The sequence below is a fragment of the Nostoc sp. genome (assembly GCF_036917465.1).
Taxonomy (GTDB): domain Bacteria; phylum Cyanobacteriota; class Cyanobacteriia; order Cyanobacteriales; family Nostocaceae; genus Nostoc.
In genome coordinates this window covers 1-19090 of record NZ_JBALDL010000073.1, presented here as the reverse complement: position 1 = coordinate 19090, position 19090 = coordinate 1, and the positions used below count along the sequence as shown (strand labels likewise).

At 43.1% G+C, this 19090-nt stretch carries 15 protein-coding genes; 11 read left to right on the top strand and 4 right to left on the bottom strand.

The genetic code is table 11. The features are described 5' to 3' along the window. Window positions 1–169 precede the first annotated feature (169 nt). Both dps and V7K38_RS17415 read right to left on the bottom strand, forming a co-directional pair. Window positions 170–748 carry a DNA starvation/stationary phase protection protein Dps gene (gene dps / locus V7K38_RS17420; protein ID WP_334859613.1) on the bottom strand — a complete coding sequence of 193 codons (579 nt, stop codon included), beginning with the start codon at window positions 746–748 and terminating at the stop codon, window positions 170–172. Window positions 749–938: 190 nt separating this feature from the next. After that, window positions 939–1991, bottom strand: coding sequence for an aldo/keto reductase (locus tag V7K38_RS17415; protein ID WP_334859611.1), 1053 nt, complete (start codon window positions 1989–1991; stop codon window positions 939–941). A gap of 136 nt (window positions 1992–2127) precedes the next feature. On the opposite strand from V7K38_RS17415, the gene V7K38_RS17410 reads away from it, so the two are divergent. The 3 genes from V7K38_RS17410 (at window position 2128) to treZ (ending at window position 5559) form a co-directional block, all read left to right on the top strand. Next, a complete protein-coding gene (locus V7K38_RS17410; protein ID WP_334859609.1) occupies window positions 2128–2733 on the top strand; it encodes a Uma2 family endonuclease in 606 nt (201 codons plus the stop codon). A 287-nt stretch (window positions 2734–3020) separates the two neighbouring features. Next, window positions 3021–3428, top strand: a complete 408-nt coding sequence (locus tag V7K38_RS17405; protein ID WP_334859607.1) for a thiol-disulfide oxidoreductase DCC family protein — start codon at window positions 3021–3023, stop codon at window positions 3426–3428. Between the two features lie 283 nt (window positions 3429–3711). Beyond that, complete coding sequence (gene treZ / locus V7K38_RS17400; protein ID WP_334859605.1) at window positions 3712–5559, top strand: malto-oligosyltrehalose trehalohydrolase; 1848 nt, start codon at window positions 3712–3714, stop codon at window positions 5557–5559. Window positions 5560–5857: 298 nt separating this feature from the next. On the opposite strand, the gene V7K38_RS17395 is transcribed toward treZ, so the two are convergent. Next, window positions 5858–6328, bottom strand: coding sequence for a hypothetical protein (locus tag V7K38_RS17395; protein ID WP_334859604.1), 471 nt, complete (start codon window positions 6326–6328; stop codon window positions 5858–5860). Window positions 6329–6340: 12 nt separating this feature from the next. Between V7K38_RS17395 and treY the strand changes: the two genes are divergently transcribed. After that, on the top strand, window positions 6341–9139 hold the full coding sequence (gene treY, locus V7K38_RS17390; RefSeq protein WP_334859603.1) for a malto-oligosyltrehalose synthase: 2799 nt from the start codon (window positions 6341–6343) through the stop codon (window positions 9137–9139). 206 nt (window positions 9140–9345) lie between these two features. Beyond that, window positions 9346–10863, top strand: coding sequence for a trehalase family glycosidase (locus V7K38_RS17385; RefSeq protein WP_334859601.1), 1518 nt, complete (start codon window positions 9346–9348; stop codon window positions 10861–10863). Between the two features lie 683 nt (window positions 10864–11546). On the opposite strand, the gene V7K38_RS17380 is transcribed toward V7K38_RS17385, so the two are convergent. Further along, window positions 11547–11699 (bottom strand): hypothetical protein, encoded by a 153-nt coding sequence (locus V7K38_RS17380; protein WP_167306193.1) that lies wholly within the window; start codon window positions 11697–11699, stop codon window positions 11547–11549. Window positions 11700–12152: 453 nt separating this feature from the next. Here V7K38_RS17380 and V7K38_RS17375 point away from each other — a divergent pair, with 453 nt between their 5' ends. The 6 genes from V7K38_RS17375 to V7K38_RS17350 form a co-directional block, all read left to right on the top strand. Further along, window positions 12153–13568, top strand: a complete 1416-nt coding sequence (locus V7K38_RS17375) for a nicotinate phosphoribosyltransferase (protein ID WP_334859599.1) — start codon at window positions 12153–12155, stop codon at window positions 13566–13568. A gap of 4 nt (window positions 13569–13572) precedes the next feature. Beyond that, window positions 13573–14172 carry a nicotinate-nucleotide adenylyltransferase gene (locus tag V7K38_RS17370; RefSeq protein ID WP_334859679.1) on the top strand — a complete coding sequence of 200 codons (600 nt, stop codon included), beginning with the start codon at window positions 13573–13575 and terminating at the stop codon, window positions 14170–14172. Then, a complete protein-coding gene (locus tag V7K38_RS17365) occupies window positions 14133–14879 on the top strand; it encodes an NUDIX hydrolase (protein ID WP_322643679.1) in 747 nt (248 codons plus the stop codon). The genes V7K38_RS17370 and V7K38_RS17365 overlap by 40 nt, the downstream gene beginning before the upstream one ends. A gap of 228 nt (window positions 14880–15107) precedes the next feature. Then, window positions 15108–16826, top strand: coding sequence for an NAD+ synthase (locus V7K38_RS17360; RefSeq protein WP_334859677.1), 1719 nt, complete (start codon window positions 15108–15110; stop codon window positions 16824–16826). 261 nt (window positions 16827–17087) lie between these two features. Beyond that, a complete protein-coding gene (locus tag V7K38_RS17355) occupies window positions 17088–17831 on the top strand; it encodes a toll/interleukin-1 receptor domain-containing protein (RefSeq protein WP_334859598.1) in 744 nt (247 codons plus the stop codon). Window positions 17832–17869: 38 nt separating this feature from the next. Beyond that, the coding region (locus V7K38_RS17350) for a tetratricopeptide repeat protein (protein ID WP_334859596.1) at window positions 17870–19090 on the top strand (1221 nt) is incomplete at its 3' end.

Genomic DNA, 19090 nt, shown 5'->3' with positions numbered 1-19090 from the left:
TAATCTTGATGGATCGCTTGTCGAAGATATTTTTGAATTTCTTGACTTAGTTTTGAACTATTTCAATAGTAAAGTATATACATATAAATGAAAAGTACGCACTTAAAAGTGACGTACTTACCAAAAAGATACTATTAGATTTAAGAAAAACTACTTTTCTCAGAAGTGCTTATTTTACACCAGCAGGGATCTTTTGAGTTGTAGTAGTCACCGCTTTGCTATTGCCATTCTCTGCCTTAATTTCTGCTACTTGCAGATGAGCTTCTAAGAACCAGAGTCGCTTGTCAATGGTGCGCGAAATTTCGGTGTAAAGATCGGCGGTATCGAGATCGTCTAATTCATCGGTTTTAGCGATCGCTTCCCGCAGATGTTTAGCATAGAGTGCATAACGATCTGATAAGGCTGTTACGTGGTCTTTACCATCCAAAATATCTAAAGCATATTCTGGCAGAATTGAATTACTAGCTGCGGCGCGGGCTGTTCCAAAAGCGTATCCGCCTAAAGCTGTAACACGTTCAGCTACCAAATCGATGAACTCTTCTAATTCCCCAGCAAGTTCATCAAATAATAAGTGTAGTTGGTAGAAGTCAGTTCCTTTAACATTCCAGTGGGCTTGCTTTGCTTGGGTTTTTAGATCCGAAGTAGCCGCTAAGGTTTGGTTGAGAAGTACCACTATTTGTACTCGCGCTTCGGCGGGAATGTCAATGCGGGTAGGGTACAGACGTGATGTAATGCTGCTATCGCTCATGAGTCTAAGTTGTTTACGTTGTTAATGCCTTTTAAATCCAACTTTACAGATGTTAGTTAGTTGTGCGAAACTCTCTGACGATGGATTGTATTAACGGCTGAATGTGTTACTGCCTATGGTTTATACAATTTGGAATTTTAGATTTGGGATTGAGACTTTTTTCTTTGAAAGGGTTAAATGACAAATAATATTAAATACGATGGTTTTCTATAGTATTAAATGTACCACCGAAAAGCCGATCGCGAATTAGATCATTGTGCAAAAAGTCATGGGGAAAACCCAATTCAATTTTACTAACTTCATCTAAGCGTTGCAGATGTTCTGGGGATAAGCTGACTTCTATTGAAGCTAAGTTATCTTGAAACTGCGTTAATTTACGTGCGCCAATGATGGGAATTATCACACCACTTTGAGCTAGCAACCAAGCTAATGCTACCTGTGAAGGTGTGTGTCCAATTTCGGCTGCAACTTCACTGACAACTTTAGCGATCGCTAAACTCTTTTCTGAAATAGTTCCTAACGCTGCATTTGCTAATCGTCCTTGTTCATCGCCTGCTTGAGGAGGCTGATTATACTTACCTGTCAGCACACCACCACCCAAGGGCGACCACGGTGTTACTGCTAAATCAAAGGCTTTTGCCATTGGTAGCAAATCACGTTCTGGTGTTCGCTGAATTAAACTATACTCAACTTGCAGGGCAACAAACTGCGTCCATCCTTGAAACTGGGCAATTGTATTTGCTTGAGAAACGATCCATGCGGGTGTGTCAGAAATGCCGATGTAAAGAACTTTACCTTGACGGACTAGATCATCAAGCGATCGCAATACTTCTTCAATCGGTGTTGTGAAATCCCAAGCGTGCAACCAAAATAAATCAATGTAATCGGTATTCAGCCGTTTCAGGCTACCTTCTAAAGACTGGATTAAATTCTTGCGATGGTTTCCACTGGCGTTAGGGTCGCCCTTCTTTTCATTCATCTGTAAGGGAAAGGAATATTTTGTCGCAACTACAAAGCGTTCCCGTTCTTTAGCGATTAACTCACCGACAATTTTTTCACTGCTACCATCGGTATAACCGTTGGCGGTGTCAATGAAATTTCCCCCTGCTTCTACATAGCTATCAAAGATTTTACGACTTTCGTCAACAGATGCACCCCAACCCCAATCTTCACCAAAGGTCATGGTTCCCAAGGAGAGTTCAGAAACTCTTAACCCGCTTTTGCCCAAGAGTTTGTATCTCATGAATATTTTCTCTTTAACGAAAAAACTACAGCGTTTACCATTCCAAAGGCATGATACTTCAGATTGCCGACTTCTTAAAGAAGTCGGCAATCTGGCTTCGCTACAATAAGTCTACGTCAAGTCAAAATAAGACATAATGACCTACACCTCACCCAAACTAATTACCTTTGAAGAGTTTATAACTCAATATGGTGATAATACACGCTACGAACTAATCGACGGACAACTAAGAGACATGGAACCTACAGGGCCACACGAAGCTGTTGCAGGTAGTATTGCTGGTAGAATCTATGTCGAAATTTTGAGTTATAAATTCAACTGGCTAATCCCAAAAACTTGTCTGATTAAACCACCTGCTGCTGAAGCTACAGCGCTGCGTCCTGATGTAATTGTTTTAGATAAAGCCGAACTTAGAAAAGAACCGCTTTGGCAAAAAGAACCGATTATTTGTAATAGAAGTACTATTAAACTTGTTGCTGAAGTTGTGAGTACAAATTGGCAAGATGATTATGCCAGAAAAGTTGAAGAATACGCGTTTCTTAACATCCCAGAATATTGGATTGTGGACTTTCGCGGCTTGGGTGGCTTGCAATTTATCGGCAATCCCAAACAACCCACCTTTACCGTTTGTCACTTAGTCAACGGTGTCTACCAGCAGCAACAATATCGCTTAGGAGATACTATTTATTCAGAACTATTGCCAAATCTACAACTTAAACTAGATGACATTATGCATATTTAATAAAAAAAATGTTGTTTTGGCTGAGAGGATGAATGAACAAGTCCTCTTGTGGGTATCAAAAGTTTTAGATCCCCCTAAATCCACGCCACTTGCTTCACTTGGGGAGACCCCAAGACCGCAGTGGCTCCCCTTAAAAAGGGGGACTTTGATTCCGGTTCCTCCCTTAAAAAGGGGGGTTAGGGGGGATCTAAAAGTGCCTAAAATCACAGTGAAATACTTGTTCATTCAACCTCTGATCTGAGACAAGAGCGATCGCTACAGTTTTCTAAGCTAGAATAATTATTTCTATGAACTACTACGTAATCTACGACGGAAATTGTAATCTCTGCGTTACCCTAGTGCGATCGCTAGAAACCCTAGACAAGGGACAGTTATTTCGTTACGCTCCCATGCAAGATGAGCAGACACTTTTAGGGTGGGGAATTACAGCCCAAGACTGCGAACAGGGGGTGATTTTAATTGATGGCAATGAACCCCAGAGACGTTGGCAAGGTAGTAATGCAGCTGAAGAAATTGGGCGCTTATTACCAGCAGGAAACATATTTGTAGATGCTTATCGAGCCTTACCGGGGATGAAATGGGCAGGCGATCGCTTTTACGAACAAATCCGCGATAACCGCTACACCATATTTGGTAAGCGTTCTAATACTTATCAATCGTCTTACTGTGTTGATGGTAGCTGCAAACCAATTTAAACTGCGGCAAGCAGAAGACGCGATAAATCGCCGTCTCTACAAAAGGCTGATTATTGTAGAGACGGCGATTTATTGCGTCTTTGTGATGATTTATCGTTAGACAGAATTTGTTCTGGTAAAAAATCCGCCTCCAGGTGCTAGCAAAAAGTCTCGTAGAGGAACCATTATGCTATCTGGTGTGTTTGTAAACATTGTGCAATCAATGACATTGCGATCGCCTACGGCGGGCGGTTACGCCATCGCACCATAATTCGGCACAACATACTGGCGGGAGGGATACTGCGTGAGAATTGGTGCTAACTACTTGGGTAATGGAGAATGTGAATTTACAGTTTGGTCGCCGCTACAAGATAGCGTCACTGTAAAAACTTTAACACCGCATGAGCAGGTTATTCCCCTCAAGCCTCAGTCTGAGGGATACTGGCACGCGAAAGTGAATGATATGTATCCAGGTACGCTTTATCGGTATGTCTTGAATGGCCAAGACGCTTTTGCCGATCCCGCGTCACAGTATCAACCTGAAGGAGTGCATGGCCCGTCTCAAATTGTCGATCAACATTTTGAGTGGACAGATGAAGGGTGGGCTGGCATTCCTTTGGAGTCGATGATTTTTTACGAACTCCATGTTGGTACTTTCACTCCTGAAGGAACTTTCACCGCCATTATTTCTCGTCTACCGGAACTCAGTGAACTGGGAATTAATGCGATTGAAATCATGCCTATCTCCCAGTTTCCGGGAGACACTCATATTGAAGCTTCCCTAACATACCGCAACTGGGGCTATGATGGCGTTTATCCTTATGCTGTTCAAAATTCCTACGGTAGTCCAGCAGAACTAAAGCAACTGGTGAATGCTTGCCATCAACACAATATAGCTGTGGTGTTGGATGTGGTGTATAACCACTTTGGGCCAGAAGGCAATTATATGGGGCAGTTCGCGCCCTACTTTACTAAAACCTATAAAACACCGTGGGGCGAAGCGCTGAATTTTGACGATGCCCACAGTCAGGGTGTGCGAAATTATTTTATTGAAAATGCGCTTTACTGGTTGCGCGAGTTCCACATTGATGCATTGCGGCTTGATGCTATTCAAGCAATTTACGACTTGGGAGCAAAGCATTTTTTATGGGAACTGGCGGAAGCAGTTCATCATTTTTCACAACAAGGGCAAAAATGGAAGCGCCATTTAATTGCCGAAAGTGACTTGAATAATCCGCAAATCATTCGTCCGGCAGAATTGGGTGGATATGGTCTTGATGCTCAGTGGAGTGATGATTTTCACCATGCATTATACGCACTTTTAACAGGCGATCGCCAAGGATATTATCAAGACTTTGGACAATGTGCGGATCTGGCAAAAGCTTACAATGATAGTTTTGTCTATGATTGGAAGTACGCACCACACCGGAAGCGATTTCATGGCATAAGTTGCCGCGATCGCAATTTCTCACAGTTTACAGTCTGCATTCAGAATCACGATCAAATCGGCAATCAAATGAAAGGAGAACGCCTCACTCAGAGGATCTCTTTTGAAGGATTAAAGTTAGCTGCTGGGGCTGTGCTGCTATCGCCCAATTTACCCCTGTTATTTATGGGAGAGGAATACGGCGAAACTGCACCCTTCATTTACTTTGTCAGTCACTCCGATCCAGATTTGATTCAAGCAGTTCGAGCCGGACGCAAACAAGAATTTGAAGCATTTCACTTCGCCGATGATCCCCCAGATCCTGAATCCGCAGAAACTTTCCTAAAGTCTAAACTCAATTGGCAATTACGCCATGAAGGTAAGCACAAAGTTCTGTGGGATTGGTATCGTCAGTTAATTAATTTACGCAAGACGCATCCAGCCCTTTTGAATCAAGACCGCAATTTCATCGAAGCGACTAGCGATAAAGAAAAGGATTTGGTCATCGTGCGTCGTTGGTGCGAATCGAGTGAACTAATATTTGTGATGAATTTCAATTCGTCTCCAGTGACAGTGACTTTGCCATTTGAACAAAATGCTAAGAAATTGTTAGACTCTGCTGATACCTCATGGTCTGGGTCTGGTTCAGAAGCTGTTGAACATCTGTCTGCCGGAAAAGAAGTGAAATTGCAACCTACTAGTTTAGTACTCTATGAAAAAGGATGAGGGGGAGAGTTAAAACTTAAAGTTTCAGCCTCATAACGAGACTTCCAAATAAAAAACATCAAAAAATTTCTTGTGGTGCGGGCATCTTGCCCGCTAATCACCAAGGACGGGCAAGATGCCATTGGTGTCAACTTAAGCTCGAAGCTTTGTTCCACAGCCTACCCCCCTTAATCCCCCCTTATAAAGGGGGGAAAGAGTAAATCCGGTTCCCTCCCCTTTATAAGGGGAGGGTTAGGGTGGGGTAATGCAGATCGTAGTGAGTGGTGAGTGAACTCAATATTCAGTTTTTACAAGGCTTTCACGTTAAGTTGACACCAATGGCAAGATGCCCATCCCACAAGATGAAATAATTTATTTTTTGGTGTTCACTAACATCGAGTTTCGAGTAAAAAGGCTCAACGTTCGAGTAAAAAGGCTCAACGTTCGAGTAAAAAGGCTCAACGTTCGAGTAAAAAGGCTCAACGTTTGAGCTAAAAGGCTCAACGTTCGAGTAAAAAGGCTCAACGTTCGAGCTAAAAGGCTCAACGTTCGAGTAAAAAAGCTCAACGTTCAGGCTCAAAGGCTCAACGTCAGAGTAAAAAGGCTCAACGTTCAGGCTCAAAGGCTCAAATTCCCCCACATCTAAATAGGTTTCAGATAAGATCCCCCCGCCTGCGGCGACCACCTTAAAAAGGGGGTAAAGATCGGGAAAAGCCCCCCTTTTTAAGGGGGGTTGGGGGGATCTCCGAGAGACAAACTTGTTTTCCGAACGATACGCCCCATCTCTCATAACAACAAACTCATGCGAATTCCTACCGCAACTTATCGAATTCAGTTTACACCCCAGTTTGGCTTTGATAACGCTAAAGCGATCGCAGCTTATCTAGCAGATTTAGGTGTTTCCGATTTGTATGCTTCCCCTATTTTCAAAGCTCGATCTGGCAGTACCCACGGCTACGATATAGTAGATGCCACTCAACTTAACCCAGAACTAGGAACTACTGAATCCTTTGAGGCATTAGTTAGTGAAGTCCAATCCCTTGGTATGGGCTGGTTACAAGATATAGTGCCAAACCACATGGCCTATAGCAGCGAAAACGATTACTTGATGGACATATTGGAACACGGGCCAGATTCCAGTTATACTGACTACTTCGACCTTTCTTGGAATGCTCCCTTTGGCGATCGCCAAGAGCGAATTCTCGCTCCTCTCTTGGGAGATTTCTATGGTGCATCCTTAGAAAACGGACACATTCAAGTCCAATACGAACAAAACGGTTTAACCGTAAACTATTACAGCTTAAAACTGCCGCTACGATTAGAATCTTATACAAAATTTATTACCCATAACTTGGGCAGACTCACCCGCACACTCGGACGCAATCATCCCGATTTTATTAAGCTATTGGGTATTTTGTATATTCTCAAAAGTGTGCCTTCAGAAGTTGCGGGAAAACAGCGACAAGACCAAATCGCATTTATTAAAGGATTGGTTTGGGAACTCTACACCACAAACGATGCCATCCACGAGTTCATTGACGAAAATATCCAAACCTTCAACGGAGAACCAGGTAATTCAGAAAGCTTTAACTTGCTAGATGAATTACTAAACGATCAATTTTACCGTCTCGCCTTCTGGAAAGTTGGGGCGGAAGAAATGAACTACCGCCGCTTCTTTACCGTTAACGAACTTATTTCCGTTAAAGTTGAAGAAATGCGAGTTTTTAATAATACCCACAGCCTGATTCATAAGCTAGTTGAAGAAGGCAAATTTACAGGCTTACGCATCGATCATATTGATGGACTTTATAACCCAATCCAGTATCTCCAAAGACTGCGAGAAAAGACGGGAGATATTTATATTACAGTCGAGAAGATTTTAGAAATCACCGAAGAACTGCCGGAAAACTGGGAAATTGAAGGGACATCAGGATATGACTTTCTTAACTATGTAAATGGTGTGTTTTGTCAAACTGAAAATGAATCATCTTTCGATAAAATTTACCATAACTTTATTGGTTCAAGAGTAGATTATTCATCAGTAGTGAAGGATAAAAAGCATTTGATCCTAGAAAAGAATTTAGCCGGTGATATTGACAATTTGGCTCTTTTGTTAAAGAACATTTCCAGCAAATATCGCTATGGCAATGATTTTACCCTCAATGGCTTGAAAAGAGCGATCGCCGAAGTTTTAACTCTGTTCCCGATTTACCGTACCTACATTACCCCCGATGGAATTGGGGAGAGCGATCGCGCTACCATCCAAGAAGTAATTAACCAAGCCAAAGAACAAACGCCCCTGTTGCAGCACGAACTGACCTTTATTGAGAAGTTAATGGTGCTAGATTTTGATAATTCTTTGACTCAAACAGAACGCGAACAGTGGATATATTTTGTCTTGCGGATGCAGCAATATAGTGGCCCGCTAATGGCCAAAGGCGTAGAAGACACCACCTTATATGTTTACAATCGCTTGCTGTCGCTGAATGAAGTCGGAGGAAATCCGGGTCATTTTGGGATTGATTTAGCCAAATTTCATAGCTTTAACAAACAACACCAAGCTACTTGGCCTCATACAATGAACACCACAGCTACCCACGACACCAAACGCGGCGAAGATGTGCGGGCTAGGTTAAATGTGTTGTCAGAAATCCCCGAAGAATGGGATCAGCAGGTAAATACCTGGAGTGCCATTAATCGAGGAAGTCGCATTCATCGCCACGGCTTTGCTATACCCGATGGTAACGATGAGTATTTTATCTATCAAACCCTAGTCGGGGCGTTTCCCTTTGCCGAACAAGAACACGCATCCTTCGTGGAACGGGTGAAAGATTATATAATAAAAGCAATCCGAGAAGCGAAAGTGCATACAGCCTGGTTGCGCCCTGATAGCGAGTATGAAGAAGCCTGTACTTCGTTTATTGAGAAGATACTCGATCCTTCCATCTCTGGGGAATTTCTAAAAGCCTTTCGTCCTTTTCAGCAGCGAATTGCAGAGTATGGGATTTTCAATTCCCTTTCTCAAACTCTCCTGAAGATTACTGCACCCGGCGTACCCGATTTATACCAAGGAACAGAACTTTGGGAACTAAGTCTAGTCGATCCAGATAATCGCCGTCCCGTGGATTTTGAACAGCGACGTAGTTACTTAAGCGCCATCCGCGAAGAGGTGAAAACAGATATTCTCAGACTAATTCAGGAGTTACTAAACGACAAAACAGACGGTAGAATCAAACTGTTTTTAACGGCTCAATTACTCCAAGCCAGAACAAACTATGTTTCATTATTTCAGGATGGCGACTATCTGCCGTTAGAAGTTGAGGGAACCTACGCCAATCACATTATCGCCTTTGCGCGTCGGGAAGGGAATCAAACAGCGATCGCGATCGCCCCACGCTTTTTAACCAGCCTCATCCAACCCGGAGACAACCCCTTGGGTGAGTCAGTTTGGCAAGATACGCACCTGCAATTACCCTCTGGAACTCCCCTCACCTGGACAAACCTCCTGACTCACCAACCTTTACAGACTACAGAAATCCTATCTATCGGATCTGCCCTTGCCCATTTTCCAGTCGCCCTATTAGTTAGTACTGCCGAGTAAATAATTCGTAATGGGCTACGCCCGCTACGCTAACGTAATTCGTAATTACACTCCTGCGAGTCTGTGGGCGTGATTAGTAATTACGAATTACGATGTATCTAGAGTTATGCAGAGAAATCTGGGATAAAGCCTCTGCGTATCTCTGCACTCTTTCTGCGTTCAAAAATTCTTTTCTTGACTCCTCAACACCCCGCCAAATTGAAATTATGACCACTCCCCCAGAACTGACTACCGCGCAGATTGACACCGTGCAAGCCCATATCAAAAAAACATGGAAAACCTTAACGCGATCGCACGAACACTTATTACAATCCGCCAAAGATACCAAACTAGACCACAAAACCGATACTCCCTGGATCGTCTACATTTCCCCCTTAGAAGATTGTCCCAATATTCAGGCCGTGTTGGAGCGATCGCTATCTTCCAAGGATATGCAAGGAATTGAAATTCGCACTTTGCCCTCAGAAGTCGAAGCTATTAAACAGCATGGCTTACTATACCTACCAGGCCCTTATGTCGTACCAGGTGGTCGATTTAACGAAATGTATGGCTGGGACAGCTACTTTATATTACTAGGACTTCTGCACGATGAAGAATGGGAGCTAGCGCAAAGTCAGGTTGACCAATTATTGTACCAGGTGAAGCATTACGGTACTATCCTCAATGCCAACCGGACTTATATGCTGTCGCGATCGCAACCCCCCGTCCTCAGCATGATGGTTTTGGCATTATTCCAGCACACCCAGGATGAAGAGTGGTTGAGATCAACCGTACCACTGCTAGAACAATTTTACTATTACTGGGTAGTACCGCCCCATTTGAATCCCGGAACCGGCTTATCCAGATTTTATGCCTTTGGCGAAGGCCCCGCGCCAGAAGTTGTGTTCTCCGAGCGAGATGAGGAGGGAAAAAGCCACTACGATCGCGTCAAGGAATATTACCAAACCAATGAGGTTGAAGATTACGACGTTAATCTTTACTACGATCGGGAAAATGACAAACTGACATACCTATTTTACAAGGCCGATCGCACCATGCGCGAGTCCGGTTTTGATATCACCAACCGATTTGGCCCCTTCAGTGCTGATATCCTCCACTACGCTCCTGTGTGCCTCAACAGTTTGCTATATCAGGTAGAACAAGATATGGCGCAAATTAACAATATTTTGGGCAACGAACAACTAGAAAAACAATGGCGCGATCGCGGTGAATATCGGCGCGATCGGATCGATCAATTTCTCTGGAATGAAGAACGAGGACTCTATTGCGACTATCACTTCCAGAGTGGAAAACGCCGTTGCTACGAATTTGCTACCACATTTTATCCCCTGTGGCTAGGAATTTCTTCTCAAGCCCAAGCCCAGCGCATCGTGGAAAATCTCTCTTTGTTTGAAGCCCCAGGCGGGATTTTTACCAGTACTCGTGTCACCGGAAACCAATGGGATGCTCCCTTCGGTTGGGCTCCATTGACATTAATTGCTGTGCAAGGACTTCACCGTTACGGGTTTCATACAGAAGGCGATCGCATTGCCAACAAATTTTTAGCGATGGTAGTTAAAGAATTCGAGCGTCATAACACCCTAGTTGAAAAATATGATGTTGAACGCTGTTCTGCAAACGTCTCCGACGACATCTCCTTTGGATATAGTTCTAACGAAGTTGGCTTCGGCTGGACAAATGGAGTCATTCTAGAACTCCTAGCAGCCTCTGGGAAAAAAGTTTAAATCAAAAGGCGTGAGTTTTTTTCACGCCTTAAATCTTTACTGCTGGGCGATCTGAAATGGAATAAGATGCGATCGCTTTAAGTAGTTTGTCAAGTTAAAATTGCTCTGACTTTTCACAGTATCTGGAAAATCCCTCTCTTACAAAGCTATGGTGTCACACAAGTCGAATTACCCCCCTTAGAAAGGGGGGAAAGGATGTCTGAAAAGTAAAAAATGCATTCTACCAAACTACGAAACTAGCCTGAGAGAGTTGCTAAAACCTTTACTTTTTCAGATTAAAATCCCGATAAAACACAAGTAAATATTATCAGAGAATATTTTAAAAGTATTGGGCGAATATGATTCGTGAAAAACGAGATCCCCGACTTCTCTAAGAAGTCGGGGATCTGAGGATTGCTATATAACGCTATCTTATTACTCTGCCTAGAGAATATTAAATACTTCTTTCTCTATGCTTGGTTTTAAACAAGAATTTTTGAGCTTTGCTGATCAAGCGAGGCTTTGAAAAAGATTCAAGGTGGATTTTTATCAATATGGTTCGGTTAAGATCCCCCCGCCTGCGGCGATCCCCTTAAAAAGGGGGTAAAAGAGAGTTAGAAGCCCCCCTTTTTAAGGGGGGTTGGGGGGATCTTCAAAATATTAAAACGTTAACCGAGCTGTATTGGAATTCCTATATTCAGCACCTAATTATTATCATCTTTACGCTTATCATAAGGCTCACCTGTAAAAGGTTGTACGCCTGTAGCAGGATAAGCATCATCATTAGGCCCAAAAATCCGCATTGCAGCTTCAGAAATATACTTGGTTATGTTCGCAATGATGTTGGAAATAGCCATAATATTGGACTCCTTTTTTCGAGCCGCTTTAATTGTGCTATCTATACTCTAATACTGACATTCAAGGCTGGCTCTTATTCTCAATATATTGAGACTATATGCAATGTTTATTCAGATAACTTCGCAATACTTTAGCTTGTTAAAAACTCAAAGCTTTCTCTTTGATTCTAATTGTAACATAGTTGTTTCTTCAACCCCAGTTGGGAAAAGAGCAAAGCAAAACAAACTTTCTCTGACAGGATATTGTTTCCCTTCATTAGCCGCCTCATTTGATTAACATTATTGCTAGCTATTACTATTAAGCAAAGTTAAGTATTTTATGAAGTTAGTATTAATTTGCCTATTAATCTACTGTTATGCGGCAATCTCAGAAAATATACTTGCCGATAGTTGACATTATTTATGGTAAATATTACCATAAATAAAAGAAGCAGCTTGTAAGGAATCTCTTGCATGACAACTTTGCCAGATTTGGACTATGTATATAAACAACAAAGTCAGCAGAACGAGGAATTAAACCTCTCGGCTGATGACTACAGCTTGCTGACGGATCTTTACCAATTGACAATGGTAGCTTGTTACACAGGCGAAGGTATTGAACAACGACGGGCCAGCTTTGAATTGTCTGTCAGACGATTGCCAGAGGGTTTTGGTTATTTAATTGCAATGGGGCTAACACAGGCATTGGAATATTTAGCCAAAATCCGTTTTAGTGCCGCACAAATTGCGGCATTACAGGCAACGGGAATTTTCGCTCATGCAGGCGAACGCTTTTGGTCACTTTTAGCTGAGGGAAAGTTTACGGGTGATGTTTGGGCAGTACCAGAAGGGACAGCCGTATTTGCCAATCAGCCACTTTTGCGAATAGAAGCACCACTTTGGCAAGCACAATTAGTAGAAACTTACCTGCTGAATACGATTAATTACCAGACTTTGATTGCCACAAAAGCAGCAAGGTTGCGGGATGTAGCGGGGGAAGAAGCAACACTTTTAGAATTTGGCACAAGACGAGCATTTAGTCCCCAAGGGTCTTTGTGGGCAGCGCGGGCGGCCTTGGCGGGTGGGTTAGATTCCACCTCCAATGTGTTAGCAGCGCTACAACTGGGACAACAGCCGAGTGGTACGATGGCGCACGCCCTGGTGATGGCGTTATCAGCAATAGAAGGCACTGAAGAACAAGCTTTTAGTGCATTTCATCGATATTTTCCGGGTGCGCCGTTGCTGATTGATACTTACGATACCGTTGCTGCTGCCCAGCGCTTGGCCGAAAAAGTAAATTCCGGGGAAATGCAATTGACAGGAGTGCGATTAGACTCAGGAGATTTAGTTACCTTATCAAAACAGGTGCGATCGCTCCTTCCCGGTGTACCAATTTTTGCCAGTGGCGATTTGGATGAGTGGGAAATTGCCAGATTAAAAGCTGCTGGGGCGCAAATTGATGGTTACGGACTAGGAACCCGATTAGTTACAGGTTCGCCTGTAAATGGAGTCTATAAACTTGTAGACATTGATGGTATCCCGGTGATGAAGCAGTCAAGTGGTAAGGTTACTTATCCAGGGCGCAAACAGATTTTTCGTTCGTTTACGGGAGGTAAGGTAAAAGCAGACAGATTGGGACTCTTAGGTGAAAGTTTTCTGGATGAAGAACCTTTGTTGCAATTGGTAGTGCAGGAGGGTCAACGGGTGCAACCGTTAGAGTCGTTGGCAACAATTCGTCAACGTACCGCCGCCTCAGTTGCGAGTTTGTCAGAAGAGACACGGCGTTTGGATCTTCCTGTAGCTGTAGAGGTGGAAATTTCTGAAGGGTTACGGGTGTTGACTGAAGAAACCAAAAAACGAACCGCCAAGGACGCAAAGGACGCAAAGTAAGATGATGAGAGTTGCTTTGTTTGGAACGAGTGCCGATCCGCCAACTGCGGGACATCAAGAAATTCTGAGTTGGTTGTCTGCACGCTATGATTGGGTAGCGGTTTGGGCGGCGGATAATCCATTTAAGTCCCATCAAACACTCCTAGAACATCGGGCGGCAATGTTACGATTGCTGATTGCGGATATAGACGCGCCACGGCACAATATTGCTTTGGAACAAAAATTGAGTAGCTTCAGAACACTGGAAACAGTTGAAAAAGCGAAGATTACTTGGGGTGAAGACGCTGAATTAACGATAATTATTGGTTCAGATTTACTGAGTCAACTACCACGTTGGTATCGCATTGAAGATTTGTTACAGCAAGTGCAACTACTGATTGTACCGCGACCCGGATATGCAATAGATGAGTCTAGTTCAGAGGTAGTGCAGAAGCTGGGAGGGAAAATTGCGATCGCTAGTCTGACCGGTCTAAATGTTTCCTCAACAGCATACCGCGAACATGGAGATTCTGAAGCCCTTACTGCCCCTGTAGTTGCCTATATTAATCGAGAGCATTTGTACGAATGCCAGGACGTTCCCAAAAAAAGATATCAACTCCGTTAAACCAACAACCTTTGGCCGATTTCAAGGTTGGTGTGGATAATGTAATTTTTTCTGTAGATACTGTACAAAATCGGCTGTTAGTTCTACTAGTAATGCGACAGCAAGAACCATTTTTAAATCATTGGAGTCTTCCCGGTACTTTAGTACGTCCCGGAGAGTCTTTAGAAGATGCCGCCTATCGCATTATGGCGGAGAAAATTAAGGTCAACAATCTCTATTTAGAACAACTCTATACATTTGGCGGGCCAAATCGCGATCCACGGGAAGCAACTGATAGTTATGGTGTGCGTTATCTATCAGTTAGTTACTTTGCCCTAGTGCGATTTGAGGAAGCCGAATTGATTGCCGATCGCATGACTGGTATAGCTTGGTATCCGGTAAAACAAGTGCCGCAACTAGCTTTTGACCATAATGAAATTCTGGCTTATGGCCACAGGCGGTTGCGTAATAAATTAGAGTATAGCCCGGTGGCTTTTGAAGTCTTACCAGAAATGTTTACCTTAAACGATTTATATCAGTTATACGCCACAGTTTTAGGTGATAACTTTTCCGACTATTCTAATTTTCGGGCGCGTCTACTCAAGTTAGGTTTTTTATGCGATACCGGAATTAAGGTATCACGAGGTGCTGGCCGTCCAGCTAGTTTGTATAAGTTTGACGCAGAAGCATTTGCTCCCTTAAAAGATAAACCCTTGGTATTTATTTAACCAATCACTTTACAGAGTCCAAATTCCTGCAATACCTTTCGGTTAAGATCCCCCCGCCTGCGGCGACCCCCTTAAAAAGGGGGTAGAAGAGGGTTATAAGCCTCTCTTTTTAAGGGGGTTGGGGGGATCTTCAAAATATTAAAACGTTAACCGAACCGTATTGCAAAGTCAAAAGTCATAAGTGACTCTTGACAAATGACAAATGACCAATGACTAATGACAAATAATATGAAAATAGCGATCGCTCAAATTAATCCGACAATTGGTGATTTGCTTTTAAATGCCCAAAAAATCCTGGAGGCGGCACAACGCGCAGCATCTAGCGGTGCGCGTTTGGTGCTAACACCAGAACTTTCATTGTGTGGCTATCCACCTAGAGATTTATTACTAAATCCTAGTTTTGTGGAAGCGATGGGCATCACTTTACAAAACTTGGCTCAAGATTTACCGCCAAATCTGGCCGTGTTGGTAGGAACTGTTGAACAAAATCTCGAAGCCTCTATTACTGGCGGGAAAACATTATTTAACAGCATGGCTTTGTTAGAGAATGGCAAGGTAAAGCAAGTTTTTCACAAGCGCCTTTTGCCTACTTACGATGTCTTTGACGAACGTCGCTATTTTGAAGCAGGGTTACAAGCTAATTATTTCACTTTAGATGATATCCATATTGGCGTAACTATTTGCGAAGATTTATGGAATGATGAGGAATTTTGGGGCAAGCGCACTTATGCAGTAAATCCGATTGCTGATTTAGCAATTTTGGGTGTAGATTTGATTGTCAATTTGTCTGCTTCGCCTTACACGGTCGGCAAGCAGCAACTTCGAGAAACAATGCTCAAGCATAGTGCAGTGCGTTTTCAACAACCTATTATTTATGTTAATCAGGTTGGCGGAAATGACGATCTAATTTTTGATGGGCGTAGTTTTGCCTTGAATCGCCAAGGTGAAATTATGTGTCGCGCCCGTGGCTTTGACACCGATTTAGTAGTAGTTGAATTTGATGAGGAACAACGGGATTTACAGTTGGGTTCTGTAGAACCTATCTATGAGTCAGAAGATCAAGAAATTTGGCAAGCTTTGGTTTTGGGAGTGCGAGATTATGCTCGTAAGTGTCGTTTTTCTAAAGTAGTCTTGGGTTTAAGTGGTGGGATTGACTCGGCAATCGTAGCTGCGATCGCAGCTGCTGCACTTGGTAAAGAAAATGTCCTCGGTGTTCTCATGCCTTCCCCTTACAGTTCGGAGCATTCCATCAGTGATGCTGTAGCATTAGCCGACAATTTGGGGATTAAGACTAATCTTTTACCAATTGGTGAGTTAATGCAAGGCTTCGATCAAACATTAGGTGATTTGTTTGCAGGTACTGAATTTGGACTAGCTGAAGAGAATATCCAGTCTCGGATTCGGGGTAATTTATTAATGGCGATCGCTAATAAATTTGGCTATCTCCTTTTATCTACAGGTAACAAGTCAGAAATGGCAGTTGGTTACTGTACCCTCTACGGCGATATGAATGGCGGATTAGCAGTAATTGCAGATGTTCCGAAAACCCGTGTGTATTCACTTTGCCAATGGTTAAATCGTAATAAAGAAATCATCCCGCAAAACGTCTTGACTAAAGCACCAAGCGCCGAACTCAAACCAGGACAAGTGGATCAAGACTCTCTACCGCCTTACGAAATTTTGGACGATATTTTGCAACGCCTAGTTCACAACCACCAATCAGCAGCGCAAATTGTTGCAGCCGGTCACGATTCGGTAATTGTAGACAGAGTAATTCAAATGGTAGCGCGGGCTGAATTTAAACGGCGACAAGCACCCCCCGGTTTAAAAATCACCGATCGCGCCTTCGGAACTGGTTGGCGAATGCCAATTGCTAGTAACTGGGTTGGTGTCAAAAAGGCTTACCAGACTAAAACTACAGCTACACCTAACCTGAGTTTGTTGTGATGGACAAAATGCTTATCCGCAAATTAAGTAATTAGTTATCAAACCTGTCCCTACCTTGAACTTTTATTAAAGTCTGTCCTTCTCCGACGCAAAGAGGGACAGATTTTGCGTAGTAAAATCTTTTTTATTAGGCTGATTAGACTGACACTATATAACCCGTTGAACTCACATTAAATAAATATTCTTCATTTGGGCTTTTATTCTGGGAAAATTAACTTGATATAGTCCTATACAGCTATTCAGTCAAGTAGATTTAAGAATATGTCTAATGCGGTTAAAGTATTTTTTTCCTACTCCCACAAAGATGAAGTGTTGCGAGACGAACTGGCAACTCATCTTAGCATGATGAAACGTCAAGGAGTTATTGAAGCTTGGCATGACCGTGAAATCAGTGCTGGGAGTGAATGGGCAAATGCGATCGATGACAATCTTGAAGTTGCAGATATCATTCTGCTGCTCGTAAGTGCTAACTTTCTGGCTTCAGATTACTGCTATGACAAAGAAATGATACGAGCAATGGAGCGACACGAAACGCGGGAAGCTCGTGTAATTCCCATTATTCTGAAGCCGACGGACTGGAATGGTGCGCCTTTTGGTAAATTGCAAGCACTCCCTAAAAATGCTAAACCTGTCACCACCTGGCCAGACCAAGATGAGGCTTTTTTAAATGTCGCTCAAGGGATTCGCAGAGTAGTTGAAGATATTGCTAGATCAAAACCCTCCTCCTCAACTGCTTCTGCAACTACTACACCTGCTACTTCCAGCCCTCCTTCAACGAGTGGGGGTTTAACTGAGCGCCAGCGTCGCCGATTAGAGCAAGAACGGGATTCACTGCAACAACAGTATGACCTGGCTAGCACAAAATTAGGTCGGCTGCGTCAAGCATACGGCATTGAAACAGATGTATCTACAAAGCTGAAGCTAGAGGTGCAAATTCAGGATACCGAAACAGAACAAAATAGATTAGATCGGCAGCTTGAGGAAATCGAGCAAAAGCTTTTGTAGTTTTCTTTTAAACCAGCTAGCGTCTTGCCATATCTCCTATGAAGTCTATTGAAGTTTTTATTTCCTATCACCAAAAAGATGAAGAACTGCGCGAAGAGTTAGAGAAGCATCTAGCGACTTTGCTGCGGGAACAAACTATTACCAGTTGGCACAAGCGCGAAATTATCGCTGGGCAAGAGTTTCAAGATGAAATTAATAAGCACCTCAAACAAGCTGGGCTAATTTTACTGTTGGTGAGTCCAGATTTTATTAATTCAGACTATCACTGGACTGTTGAAGTTACACGAGCCTTAGAACAAAATGCCGCAGGTAAGGCTCGTGTGATTCCGGTATTGCTACGCCATGCAGATTGGGACAATCCTCCCATTGATAAATTGTCACCCCTGCCTAGTAATCGCAAACCGATAAAAAGCTGGGATGATCAAGATGAAGCATTCTTAGAAGTTGTCAAGGGAATTCGGCAAGAGGTGAAGCGATTAGTTGATAGCTCGAATTACTCACCTCCCAAAGACAGTTCTGCAAACCAAAAGCCTCTTGCTCTCAAACCCGCAACAGATAATGCTCCATCTCAACCTAATAATCAAATTCAAACTGACCTAACGCTAGAACTCCCTCTGAGTATTGCTGAATTGACCTACGGTACAGAAAAGAAGATTGCGCTGGAGGATGGCTCAATTACTGTGACTGTTCCATCTGGTTTTAGTCCTGGTAAGAAACTGCGGGTTCGAGGTAAAGGTAAACTTAACTCGATAACCAATAAATGGGGAGATTTGTATCTCAAGGTTATCAGTGTTCAAAAGGTAGAGGTATCACTGGAGGACTATCAGCAAAAGTTGCGACGATACGAACAAGAATTAATCGAAGTCCTTCAATTGGAATATCCACTCAGTGACTACAGCCGTGAAGGACTAAAGAATTATCAGCAGATGCTAAAACTCAGAAATGAGGATGTAACCCTGCTTGAGGAGCAAGTCACTGCACAAGAGCAAGAAAAGCGCGAAGATAAAGTCACATGCCTGATAAACGAAGCAGATCGTTTGCGCGAAGCTAAAAAGTTCGAGGAAGCAGCCGTCAAGTACAAAGCAGCCCTCCGTCTTGACCCGAACTCTATAATCGCTCACAATAACTTAGGGTTTGTTCTGGATGAGCTAGGTAGGCTAGAAGAAGCGATCGCCGCCTACCAAAGAGCTTTGCAAATCGACCCAAACTATGCAAACGCTCACTATAACCTTGGGATTGCACTGTACGCTCAAGGGAAG